The sequence below is a fragment of the Glutamicibacter sp. AOP38-B1-38 genome (genome assembly GCF_052377485.1).
Classification (GTDB): Bacteria; Actinomycetota; Actinomycetes; order Actinomycetales; family Micrococcaceae; genus Glutamicibacter.
Map to the genome: position 1 here is coordinate 153,058 of NZ_JBQSWU010000005.1, position 11,463 is coordinate 164,520.

Sequence of the window (11,463 nt, forward strand, 5' to 3'; positions counted from 1 at the left end):
CATGAGCGAAACATTCGCCACCACCACCCGTCCCCGCGTCCTGTCGGGCATGCAGCCCTCGGCCGACTCGCTGCACCTGGGCAACTACCTCGGCGCGCTGGTCAACTGGGTCAAGGCCCAGGACGACTACGAGGCGTTCTTCTTCATCCCCGATATGCACGCGATCACCGTGCCGCAGGACCCGGCCGAGCTGCGCAAGCGCACCCGGGTGACCGCGGCCCAGTACATCGCCGGCGGCATCGATCTGGAGAAATCCACGCTGTTCGTCCAGTCCCAGGTCCCCGAGCACGCGCAGCTGGCCTGGGTGCTGAACTGCCTCACCGGTTTCGGCGAGGCGAGCCGGATGACCCAGTTCAAGGACAAGAGCTCCAAGGGCGGGTCCGACCAGTCCAGCGTCGGGCTGTTCACCTACCCGATGCTGATGGCCGCGGACATCCTGCTCTACCAGCCCCAAGGCGTGCCGGTGGGCGATGACCAGCGCCAGCATGTGGAGCTGGCCCGCGACCTGGCCAAGCGCTTCAACCACCGCTTCGGCGAGACCTTTGTGGTGCCCGAGGCCTTCATCCCGAAGGAAGGGGCGCGCATCTACGACCTGGCGAACCCGACCTCCAAGATGTCCAAGTCCGCAGAGTCCCCGGCCGGGCTGATCAACGTGCTCGACGAGCCGAAGCTGATCGCCAAGCGGATCAAGTCCGCGGTCACCGATGCCGGCAGCGTCGTCGCCTACGACCGGCAGGAGCAGCCCGGCGTCTCCAACCTGCTGGACATCCTGGCCGCGGTCACCGGCAAGCACGTGCCGGAGCTGGTCGCCGAATTCGAGGGCAAGATGTACGGGCACCTGAAGGTGGCCGTGGCCGAAGCCGTGGTGGAACGGCTCACCCCGATCCGCGAGCGCACCCTGGAACTGCTGGCGGACCCGGCCGAACTGGACCGGCTGCTGCTGGCCGGCGCCACCAAGGCGCGCACGGTGGCCTCGGCCACCATAACCGACGTCTACGCAAAGGTCGGCTTCCTGCCGCCGCTGGGAAGCCACAGCTAACCGTGGCCGAGCCGCAGGACGGAATGCTCGAGCCCCGCTTCACGCTGGGGGTCGTCATTCCCGTGCCCGAACCACAGCGCAGCCTGCTGCGCGAATGGCGGCGGGTCTATGGGGGAGCGGGGACCGAGCCGATCGCCCCGCATATCACCCTGGTCTCGGGGTCCTACCGCGATTCGTGGGAGCAGGCGGCCAAGCAGGTGCGCCGAGTTGCCCAAGGCAGTGCGTGCTTTGAAGTGCGGCTCGCCTCGGTCGGTTCGTTCCGCCCGGCTAGCGAGGTGGTCTACCTGCCGCTGGCCGCGGGGGCCGAGCAGTGCTGGCAGCTGCATCGGGCGCTGCTGGCCGACCAGCTGCGCCACGAATCGCAATTCGAGTACCACCCGCACCTCACGATCGCGCAGAACGTGCCCAGCGCGGACCTGGATGCCGCGCAGGAGCAGCTGCGCGAGGTCGAGCTGAGCTTCGAGGTGCGGAGTTTGCAGTTGTTCGAGACCCGCGGCGGGGCGTGGAACCTCAGCGAGGAACTTGCGCTGGCCCGCTAGCGGAAACCGAACGCACAACAAAAATCCCGTGGAACATTTTTGTTCCACGGGATTTTTGCGTGCCGCCTCTTGCGGCCCGACAACCGGCTACTGGGCGCGCACGTTGGATTCGATCTTCGCTCCGACGTCCGGGTCGATATTCTTCCAATACTCGATGGCGTTGGTGAGCACCGGCTCGATCACTCCGCCCAGCGCGCCGGTGACGGTTTCCACGAGTTCGGCGCGCTGGGCGTCGTCCATCACCTCGCGCACCAGGATGCCCGGCTGCACGAAGTCCCCATCGTCCTCACGCAGGGTGTAGGCCTCGCGTACCAGCTCGCCGTCGGACTCGAAGGAGTTCTCCGCCGGACCGGTCTGGTCGCTGTAGCTGTCGCCGAAGGAGTTCGGGGCGTAGACGCTGCGGTCGCCGGTGTGCTCGTAGGTCATGCTTCCCTCGAAGTTGTACGAGGTGACCGGGCATTTCGGCTTATTGACCGGCAGCTGCTGGAAGTTCGTGCCGATGCGGTAGCGCTGGGCGTCCGCGTAGGCGAAGTTTCGGCCCAGCAGCATCTTGTCCGGGCTCATGCCCATGCCGGGAACCATATTGCCCGGGGAGAATGCCGCCTGTTCGATCTGCGCGAAGAAGTTCTCCGGGTTGCGGTTCAACGTCATCGTGCCCACCTTGATGCGCGGGTAGTCCTTTTTCGACCAGACCTTGGTCAGGTCGAATGGGTTGTACCGGTAGGTCTTGGCTTCCTCATAGGGCATGACCTGAATGTACAGGTCCCACTTCGGGAAGTTGCCGGCCTTGATGGCCTCGAACAGGTCGCGGCGGTGGAACTCGGCATCGGAGCCGGCCAGGGCTTCTGCCTGGTCCCCGCGCATCGTCTCGAACTTCCCGGACTGCTGGTTCAGGAAGTGGTACTTCACCCAGAATTTCTCGCCGGCGGCATTGACCCACATGTAGGTGTGCGATCCGTAGCCGTTCATTTCGCGCCAGGTCTTCGGCAGGCCACGCTGGCCCATGATGTAGGTGACCTGGTGGGCGGATTCGGGGTTCTGTGTCCAGAAGTCCCACTGCATGGTGCCGTCGCGCAGCCCCGAGTCGGGCAGGCGCTTCTGCGAGCGGATGAAGTGCGGGAACTTCATCGGGTCGCGCACGAAGAATACCGGGGTGTTATTGCCGACCAAATCGAAGTTGCCTTCGGTGGTGTAGAACTTCATCGAGAAGCCGCGCACGTCGCGCCAGGTGTCGGGGGAGCCGAGCTCGCCGGCGACGGTGGAGAAGCGCATCAGGGTCTCGGTTTTCACCCCGGGCTGGAACAGGGCCGCTTTGGTGTACCGCGAAACGTCTTCGGTGGTTTCGAATTCGCCGAAAGCGCCGGAGCCCTTGGCGTGCGGGCGGCGTTCCGGAACGTTCATCCGGTTGAAGTGCTGCAGGGTTTCGACTAGGTGGTGGTCGTGCAGGACGATCGGCCCGTCGGCGCCTACGGTGAGCGAGTTGCGATCGCTGACCGTCGGAATGCCAGCCTGGGTGGTCGAACCAGAGGGGTTCACGTTCTTGTTCTCAGCCATTGTTTCTCCTTTGCGTGGAAATTACATATTTGCCAGGAACGGGTTTACCCCGTGCGCTCCGCGGGCAGCTGCGACGCGGACGCCCTGTGCATGGGCCTCAACCACGGACGGGTGGCGTGCGTGGAAGTCTGTGAAATTTTTAGGGCTGCTGGCGTCGCCGCCAGCTCCCTTGTTGCTCATCATGCCACAAATCAGAATCGGTCAAAATACGCTGGCGGGAATTCCTCTGCTGGTTGCCAGCAGTTAACGCGAAGGGGCCCGAACCGGATGGTTCGAGCCCCTTGGCGGGTTAAGGAAGAATCCTTAGATGGTGCGCGACAGGATCGCCTGCTTGACCTCGGCGATAGCCTTGGTCACCTGGATGCCACGTGGGCAAGCTTCGGAGCAGTTGAAGGTGGTGCGGCAACGCCACACGCCTTCCTTGTCGTTCAGGATCTCCAGACGCATGTCGCCTGCATCATCGCGCGAGTCGAAGATGAAGCGGTGCGCGTTGACGATGGCTGCCGGGCCGAAGTACTGGCCGTCGGTCCAGAAGACCGGGCAAGACGAGGTGCACGCGGCGCAAAGAATGCACTTGGTAGTGTCCTCGAACTTGGCGTGGTCTTCTGCCGACTGGTAACGCTCGCCGGAAGGCTCATGGCCTTCGTTGATCAGGAACGGCATGACCTCGCGGTAGGACTGGAAGAACGGTTCCATGTCAACGATGAGATCCTTTTCAAGGGGCAGGCCCTTGATGGCTTCAACGGTGATCGGCTTGGAGGTGTCCAGATCCTTGAGCAGGGACTTGCAGGCCAGGCGGTTGCGGCCGTTGATGCGCATCGCATCGGAACCGCAGACGCCGTGGGCGCAAGAGCGGCGGAAGGACAGCGAACCGTCGTGCTCCCACTTGATCTTGTGCAGGGCGTCCAGCACGCGGTCCGTGCCGTACATGGTCAGCTTGAAGTCTTCCCAGTAAGCGTCAGCGGTGCTCTCCGGGGTGTACCGGCGAACACGCAAGGTGATGTCGAAGGTAGGGATCTCTCCGCCGCCGCCGACACCTGGCTTGAGTTCAATCTTTGATGCTGGTTCCGGAAGTTCCGTGCTCATTAGTACTTACGCTCCATCGGCTGGTAACGGGTGAAGATTACGGGCTTGGTTTCCATGCGAATGCCGGAAATGCCCTCGGTGGTAGCCGTTGCGTCGCGGTACGACATCGAGTGCTTCATGAAGTTCTCGTCGTCGCGGTTCGGGTAATCTTCGCGGTAGTGTCCGCCGCGTGATTCCTTGCGGTGCATGGCTGCAGCGGTCATGACCTCTGCCATGTCCAGCAGGAAGCCGAGCTCGATGGCCTCAAGCAGGTCAAGGTTGAAACGCTTGCCCTTGTCTTGGACCGAAACGTTCTTGTAGCGCTCGCGCAGTTCTTCGATGACTACCAGTGCACGATCCAGCGAATCCTTGTCACGGAACACCTGGACGTTCGCATCCATGATGTCCTGAAGTTCCTTGCGCAGTACCGAAACGCGCTCGGTGCCGGTGGAGTTCAGCATGGAGTCGATCTGGGAGCTGGTGAACTTCTCTGGATCTTCCGGAAGTTCCACGAAGTCCGCGGTGGCCGCGTACTTGGCCGCGGAGAGGCCAGCGCGCTTGCCGAACACGTTGATGTCCAGCAGCGAGTTGGTGCCCAGACGGTTCGAGCCGTGGACCGAAACGCAAGCAACTTCGCCGGCGGCGAAGAGGCCCGGGATCACGGTGTCGTTGTCCTGCAGGACCTCGGCCTCGATGTTGGTTGGCACGCCGCCCATCACGTAGTGCGCGGTCGGGAAGACCGGAACTGGCTCGGTGTACGGCTCAACGCCCAGGTAGGTGCGGGCGAACTCGGTGATGTCTGGAAGCTTCGCATCGATATGCGCCGGTTCCAGGTGGGTCAGGTCGAGCAGCACGTAGTCCTTGTTCGGGCCGCAGCCGCGGCCTTCACGCACCTCATTGGCCATCGAACGTGCGACGATGTCACGCGGAGCGAGGTCCTTAATGGTCGGAGCATAACGCTCCATGAAGCGCTCACCCTCGGAGTTGCGCAGGATCGCGCCTTCGCCACGGGCCGCTTCGGAAAGCAGGATGCCCAAGCCGGCCAGGCCGGTCGGGTGGAACTGCACGAATTCCATATCTTCCAGCGGGATGCCCTTGCGGAAGGCGATGCCCATGCCGTCGCCGGTCAGGGTGTGTGCGTTCGAGGTGGTCTTGAAGACCTTGCCCGCGCCGCCGGTTGCGAAGACAACCGACTTGGCCTGGAAGATGTGCAGCTCGCCGGTAGCCAGATCGTAGGAAACGACGCCGGCAACGCGCTTCTGCTTGTAGGCGGTGCCGTCCTCGCGGTAGGCATCCTCCTCAACCATGAGCATATCCAGCACGTAGTACTCGTTGTAGAACTCAACGTTGTGCTTGACGCAGTTTTGGTACAGGGTCTGCAGAATCATGTGACCGGTGCGGTCAGCTGCGTAGCAGGCGCGACGCACGGCGGCCTTGCCGTGGTCACGAGTGTGGCCGCCGAAGCGGCGCTGATCGATCTTGCCATCCGGGGTGCGGTTGAACGGAAGACCCATTTTTTCCAGGTCGAGCACGGCGTCGATGGCTTCCTTCGCCATGACCTCCGCTGCGTCCTGGTCCACCAGGTAGTCGCCACCCTTGACGGTGTCGAAGGTGTGCCACTCCCAGTTGTCTTCCTCGACGTTGGCAAGTGCTGCGCACATGCCGCCCTGGGCCGCACCTGTGTGCGAACGGGTTGGGTAAAGCTTGGTAAGCACTGCGGTGTGCGCGCGCTGACCGGACTCGATCGCGGCACGCATACCTGCACCACCGGCACCGACGATGACTACGTCGTACTTGTGTACCTGCATTCTTGATGCTCTCTTTTCTGAAAAATCTGTGTGGCTAAAAAAGGGGTTTTAGCACTGTGGCAACGGGCTGTTCACAACGCAAGGATCGAAGGTGAAGATCACCAGGGAGCCAAGCACGATGATGAAGATCGTCGACACATAGAGGACGCCCTTGAGCCAGGCACGGGTTGCGTGCTTCTCGGCGTAGTCGTTGATGATGGTACGCACACCGTTGGTGCCGTGCAGCATCGCCAACCAAAGCAGCGCCAAATCCCAGAACTGCCAGATTGGTGAGGCCCACTTGCCGGCAACGAAGCCGAAGGACAGGGCGTTGATGCCCGTGCCGGTCAGCAGGTTGGCGATCAGGTGACCGAAGATCAGAACGACCAGTACTACGCCGGATAGGCGCATGAACAGCCATGCGAGCATCTCGAAGCTGCTGCGGGACTTTGGTCCGCGAACATACTTCGGGTCTATACGCTGGCTACGGGGGGCAGCAATTTCTGCGCTCATGGTTTAGTGTCCTCCGAATGCAAGCGAGAGGTGGCGGATTGCGAAGCCGGCGAATACAACGACCCAAACGCCGATGACGCCCCACAACAGCTGGCGCTGGTACTTGGTGCCCTGCTTCCAGAAGTCAACCAAGATCAGACGCAGTCCATTGAATGCGTGGAAGAGGATGGCGGCGACCAAAGCGGTTTCACCGAGTGCCATCAGGGGGTTTTTGTACGTGGCAATCACTGCGTCGTATGCACTGGCATCGACGCGTACAAGTGCTGTATCAAGCACGTGCACTAAAAGAAAAAGGAAAATAACGACACCGGTGACCCGGTGTCCCACCCAGGACCACATGCCTTCACGGCCGCGGTATAGGGTGCCTGACGAAGTCTTCGACACTGAACTAAACCTCCAAGGCTCGCAACGGCGCATGTGTATATTGCACACAATGAGATTTGACGCACTTGTGCGAGCGTTCCTTGTGCGAGTCTAAACCACATATGAGCCTCGGTTCTATCTTGAGTCTCGCGCTTGTGAGTATGTTCACCGAATAGTGGCAAATATGCGCCAGAAGGCCGGAAATACGCGCGTAATAACGCATAGACACGTTTCGTATTTATTGATCGCCCGAGAGCTTCAATGACCGGGTTTGCCCACCGAATGAATTAGTGTTGTGCTCGTGAATGCAGACCTTTTAGCGCGATTCCATGGCGTGATTCCGGCCGGTGGCGTCGGAACCCGACTGTGGCCCCTCTCCCGAGCCTCGGCTCCCAAATTCCTGCACGATCTCACCGGCTCGGGTTCTACCCTGATCCGTGCGACGTACGACAGGTTGGTGCCATTGGCCGGTGAGCGGATTATGGTCGTCACCGGTCGTGCCCACCGCGGCGCGGTCATGGACCAGCTCCCCGAACTGTGTGACGAGAACCTGGTGCTCGAACCCGAGCCACGCGATTCGGCGGCCGCGATCGGACTCGCCGCAGCCATCCTGTATCGCCGTGACCCGAATATCATCATGGGTTCTTTCGCCGCCGACCAGGTCATCGGCCCGGTGGACATCTTCCAGAAGGCGCTGAGCGAAGCGATCCATACCGCGGCCACGGGCAAGATCGTGACGATCGGCATCCATCCGACTCATGCCTCGACGGCCTTTGGCTACATCAAGGCCGGCGATTTGCTAAAAGTTGCCAACGCGCCCACCGCCCGCGCCGTCGTGGAATTCGTGGAGAAGCCGGATGAGGATACGGCCCGCGGCTACCTGGCCGGCGGCGGATTCCTCTGGAATGCCGGAATGTTCGTCGCCCCCGTGGGGCTGATGCTCGAGCACCTCAAGTCGAACGAGCCAGATCTGCATGCCGGCCTGATGCGCATCGCCGAGGCGTGGGATACCGACGAGCGCGAAGCCGTCATGAACGAGGTCTGGACCGACCTGCCCAAGATCGCGATCGACTACGCGGTGGCCGAGCCCGCCGCGGCCGCCGGCGACGTCGCGGTGATTCCCGGCGTTTTCAACTGGGATGACGTCGGGGACTTCGCCGCCATCGGTCGGCTGAACAAGGCCAGCGAGGACACCGGGGTGATCTCCCTGGGGGAGAACGTTCGGGTGTATTCGGATAATGCCACCGGCGTGGTCTACGGGGACCGTCCCCGGGTGGTCGCGCTGATCGGAATCGACGATGTGATCGTCGTGGATACGGCGGACGCCTTGCTCGTCACGACCAAGGAGCACGCGCAGAAGGTCAAGCAGACGGTGGAGAAGCTCAAGGCCTCCGGAGCTACCGACGTGCTCTAGCGCACGCAGTTTCCGACGCCCGCGGCCGACTCGAAAGGTTAGGTCACGGGCGTTTTTGCTGGTTGTGAGGACTATCTCGAAGCAGCGGATGGCGAAGGCGGCCAGGCGCGCCAGCAAGCCGGTATAACTAGACCCGGCGGCACAAATTCGGATGCTCGCGATGCCTCGGATTCACGGTTTCGGGTGCTTTTCGGAAGGAATATGAGTAAGTTTGAAGCCATGTCAACGGCTAAGAATGTTTCCGAACCGCCAAGCAAACCCAACGACCAAGCCAAGGTGCCCGAACCGGTCCAGAAAGAAACTCGAATCAATCGAGTTGTCTTTTTCGGTTCGGCCTCGCTGGTGCTCGGCATCGCCCTGTGGGCCATTCTCGACAGGGAGTCTGCCGACGCGGTGATCGGAGCCACGGTCGCCTGGATCGGCAAGAACTTCGGCTGGTACTACACGCTCATCGTCGTCTCGGTGCTCGTCTTCGTCATCAGCATCGCCATTTCGAAGGTCGGCAAGACCCGGCTGGGGCCGGATCATTCACGGCCGACCTTCAACGTTTTCACCTGGGCTTCGATGCTTTTCGCGGCCGGCATCGGCATCGACTTGATGTTCTTCTCGGTGGCCGAACCGATCACGCAGTACCTGGCGCCACCTACCGGAGAGGGCTCAACCGTTGAGGCGGCCCGCCAAGCGGTGGTCTGGACGCTCTTCCACTACGGATTGCTGGGATGGGGGCTCTACGCGCTGATCGGACTGGCGCTGGGCTATTTTGCCTACCGGCACAATCTTCCGCTGTCGATCCGCTCCGCCCTCTACCCGCTGCTGGGCCGCCGGATCAATGGCTGGATCGGCCACTCCGTGGATATCGCGGCCATGCTGGGTACGATTTTCGGCATCGCGACCTCGCTGGGCATCGGCGTGGCCCAGCTGAACTATGGGTTGAATTTCATGTTCGGAATTCCCGAGAACATGAGCTGGCAGATCGTGCTGATCGTCTCGGCCGTCTTCATGGCCACGATCTCGGTACTGACCGGTGTGGAAAAAGGCATTCGCCGGCTATCCGAACTCAACGTGTTGCTGTGCATTGCGCTGATGCTCTTTGTGCTGATCGTCGGCGGTACCGCCTACCTCTTCGACGGCATCATCATCAACATCGGCGACAGCCTCGCGAACTTCCCGGGCATGGCGCTGGATACCTTCGCCTATGACCGGCCCGATGAGTGGCTCAATGGCTGGACGCTCTTCTTCTGGGCGTGGTGGATTGCCTGGGCGCCCTTCGTCGGACTGTTCCTCGCCCGCATTTCGCGTGGGCGAACCATTCGCCAGTTTGTCACCGGCGTTCTGGTAGTTCCTTTCGCCTTCATCCTGTTGTGGATCTCGATCTTCGGCAACAGCGCGCTGGCGCTGGTGCGCGGCGGAAATGAGGCCTTCGGCGAGGTCGCCATGAACACCCCCGAGCGGGCCTTCTATTCGCTGCTCGAGCAGTACCCGGGTACCCCCATCACCGCGGCGATCGCCACCTTCACCGGCCTGCTGTTCTACGTCACCAGCGCCGACTCCGGTGCCCTGGTGATGGCGAACTTCACCTCGCACCTGAAAGATGCGCAATCGGACGGTTCGAAGCCGGTGCGCCTGTTCTGGTCGCTGGCCACGGGCCTGCTGACCTTGGGCATGCTCTTCGTCGATGGCGTGCCCACCCTTCAAGGCGCGACCGTCATCATGGGTCTCCCCTTCTCCTTCGTGCTGCTCTTCATCATGCTGGGACTGTTTAAATCGCTGCGGGTTGAATCTGCGCTGGCCGATAGCTATCAAGGGGCCATGCACAAGGTGCTGAGCAGCCGGATGGGTCCCAGCTCCGAACGGCGCAGCTGGAAGCAGCGTCTGTCCCGGGCGATGAATTATCCCGGGCACCGGGCGGTGCAGCGTTACCTCGCTGAGGTGGCCGAGCCTGCACTGCGCGAGGTGAGCGAGGAGTTCACCGCCCGCGGCGCAGCTGTTCAGCTGGAGACCGAAGCGGTGCATAACCTGAACCTCGACTCCCTGGACCTGGTGGTCGGCAACGGGCAGGAACGTCCCTTCAAATACCAGGTGTACCCGGTCCAGCTTCCGGTACCGAGCTACGCGAGAGTCTCCGCGGGCGACGACATCTATTACCGCATCGAGGTCTTCTCCCAAGAAGGCAGCCACGGATACGACCTGATGGGGCTGAGCAAAGAGCAGCTCATCTGCGATGTGCTGGACCAGTACGAAGCGCACCTCACCTTCCTGAACGCACAGATCGAATCCGATGGACCCAGCCAGATCAACGCGGCGGGAGCCGGAAAGTCTGACTGGGAGTCGGACTTTGAAACTTCCTCTATTCCCCTGATTACTAAGACGAAGGACGAGTCATGAGTTTTCCGCAGAACCAAAACGAGCTACTGCTCAATGCAGCGACGATTTATATTGACGGCAGCTTTGGTCCGGCCAGCTCGGCCGCGACCAGGCAGATTTTCTGCCCGGCCAATGGCGAGCCGGTAGCCCTCGTCTCCGAGGCCGGGCCCGCGGACGCCGAGGCCGCGATCGCCGCGGCCCGCCGCGCCTTCGACACCGGGACCTGGTCCCAGCTCCCGGCCCCGGAACGCGGAGACTTCCTGCTGCGCGTCGCGGACCGGCTGGCCGAACGCAAGGACGAATTCGCGCTGGCCGAAACCCTGGACACCGGCAAGCGCCTGGTCGAATCCGAACTGGACATGGACGACATCATCAACTGCTTCCGCTACTTCGGCAAGCTCTCCGGAACCGATGCCGGGCGGATCGTCGACGCCGGGGACCCGCAGGTGCTCAGCCGCATCGTCTACGAACCGGTCGGCGTCGCGGCGATGATCACCCCGTGGAACTACCCGCTGCTCCAAGCCGCGTGGAAGATCGCCCCGGCGCTGGCCGCCGGCTGCTCGTTTGTGCTCAAACCGGCCGAGCTGAGCCCGTCCACCGCGATCCTGATGATGGAGGTGCTCCATGAGCTGGGTCTGCCGGCCGGGGTGGCGAACCTGGTCACCGGCACCGGCGCGCAGGTCGGCGCGGTCCTCTCCGAGCACCGCGACGTGGATCTGGTCTCCTTCACCGGCGGCCTGGCTACCGGGCGCAAGGTCGCGGCCGCGGCGGCCGGAACGGTGAAGAAGGTCGCTCTGGAGCTGGGCGGGAAGAACCCGAACGTGG

At 62.3% G+C, this 11,463-nt stretch carries 11 protein-coding genes; 5 read left to right on the top strand and 6 right to left on the bottom strand.

All coding sequences use genetic code 11. The features are described from left to right. Nucleotide 1: 1 nt before the first annotated feature. Entirely contained in the window at nt 2-1,039 is a 1,038-nt protein-coding gene (gene trpS, locus ACT3TP_RS04765; RefSeq protein ID WP_444619588.1) for a tryptophan--tRNA ligase, read from the top strand. 2 nt (nt 1,040-1,041) lie between these two features. Then, on the top strand, nt 1,042-1,578 hold the full coding sequence (locus ACT3TP_RS04770; protein ID WP_444619590.1) for a 2'-5' RNA ligase family protein: 537 nt from the start codon (nt 1,042-1,044) through the stop codon (nt 1,576-1,578). Nucleotides 1,579-1,665: 87 nt separating this feature from the next. Here the strand turns inward: ACT3TP_RS04770 and ACT3TP_RS04775 are convergent, their stop codons facing one another. The 6 genes from ACT3TP_RS04775 to sdhC form a co-directional block, all read right to left on the bottom strand. Continuing rightward, a complete protein-coding gene (locus ACT3TP_RS04775) occupies nt 1,666-3,132 on the bottom strand; it encodes a catalase (protein WP_444619592.1) in 1,467 nt (488 codons plus the stop codon). A gap of 21 nt (nt 3,133-3,153) precedes the next feature. Next, nucleotides 3,154-3,315 carry a hypothetical protein gene (locus tag ACT3TP_RS04780; protein ID WP_176484302.1) on the bottom strand — a complete coding sequence of 54 codons (162 nt, stop codon included), beginning with the start codon at nt 3,313-3,315 and terminating at the stop codon, nt 3,154-3,156. A 120-nt stretch (nt 3,316-3,435) separates the two neighbouring features. After that, nucleotides 3,436-4,218 carry a succinate dehydrogenase iron-sulfur subunit gene (locus ACT3TP_RS04785; protein WP_096289000.1) on the bottom strand — a complete coding sequence of 261 codons (783 nt, stop codon included), beginning with the start codon at nt 4,216-4,218 and terminating at the stop codon, nt 3,436-3,438. Next, entirely contained in the window at nt 4,218-6,005 is a 1,788-nt protein-coding gene (gene sdhA, locus ACT3TP_RS04790) for a succinate dehydrogenase flavoprotein subunit (RefSeq protein WP_105554137.1), read from the bottom strand. The genes ACT3TP_RS04785 and sdhA overlap by 1 nt, the downstream gene beginning before the upstream one ends. Before the next feature lie 48 nt (nt 6,006-6,053). Further along, a complete protein-coding gene (locus ACT3TP_RS04795; protein WP_096288996.1) occupies nt 6,054-6,497 on the bottom strand; it encodes a succinate dehydrogenase hydrophobic membrane anchor subunit in 444 nt (147 codons plus the stop codon). A 3-nt stretch (nt 6,498-6,500) separates the two neighbouring features. Next, nucleotides 6,501-6,914, bottom strand: coding sequence for a succinate dehydrogenase, cytochrome b556 subunit (gene sdhC / locus ACT3TP_RS04800; RefSeq protein WP_170947871.1), 414 nt, complete (start codon nt 6,912-6,914; stop codon nt 6,501-6,503). 247 nt (nt 6,915-7,161) lie between these two features. On the opposite strand from sdhC, the gene ACT3TP_RS04805 reads away from it, so the two are divergent. From ACT3TP_RS04805 to ACT3TP_RS04815, 3 genes are all read left to right on the top strand, one after another. Further along, on the top strand, nt 7,162-8,274 hold the full coding sequence (locus tag ACT3TP_RS04805) for a mannose-1-phosphate guanylyltransferase (protein WP_105570080.1): 1,113 nt from the start codon (nt 7,162-7,164) through the stop codon (nt 8,272-8,274). A gap of 219 nt (nt 8,275-8,493) precedes the next feature. Continuing rightward, entirely contained in the window at nt 8,494-10,659 is a 2,166-nt protein-coding gene (gene betT / locus ACT3TP_RS04810; protein ID WP_444619597.1) for a choline BCCT transporter BetT, read from the top strand. Beyond that, nucleotides 10,656-11,463, top strand: an 808-nt coding sequence (locus tag ACT3TP_RS04815; RefSeq protein ID WP_444619595.1) for an aldehyde dehydrogenase family protein, incomplete at its 3' end; no start/stop codon positions are given. The genes betT and ACT3TP_RS04815, both read left to right, overlap by 4 nt.

Excerpts from the sequence above, each read along its gene's own strand:
- betT (WP_444619597.1), top strand. The coding sequence starts at position 8,494 with ATGTCAACGGCTAAGAATGTTTCCGAACCGCCAAGCAAACCCAACGAC.
- ACT3TP_RS04795 (WP_096288996.1), bottom strand. The coding sequence starts at position 6,497 with ATGAGCGCAGAAATTGCTGCCCCCCGTAGCCAGCGTATAGACCCGAAG.
- ACT3TP_RS04780 (WP_176484302.1), bottom strand. The coding sequence starts at position 3,315 with ATGATGAGCAACAAGGGAGCTGGCGGCGACGCCAGCAGCCCTAAAAAT.
- ACT3TP_RS04775 (WP_444619592.1), bottom strand. The coding sequence starts at position 3,132 with ATGGCTGAGAACAAGAACGTGAACCCCTCTGGTTCGACCACCCAGGCT.
- sdhC (WP_170947871.1), bottom strand. The coding sequence starts at position 6,914 with ATGCGCCGTTGCGAGCCTTGGAGGTTTAGTTCAGTGTCGAAGACTTCG.
- trpS (WP_444619588.1), top strand. The coding sequence starts at position 2 with ATGAGCGAAACATTCGCCACCACCACCCGTCCCCGCGTCCTGTCGGGC.
- ACT3TP_RS04785 (WP_096289000.1), bottom strand. The coding sequence starts at position 4,218 with ATGAGCACGGAACTTCCGGAACCAGCATCAAAGATTGAACTCAAGCCA.
- sdhA (WP_105554137.1), bottom strand. The coding sequence starts at position 6,005 with ATGCAGGTACACAAGTACGACGTAGTCATCGTCGGTGCCGGTGGTGCA.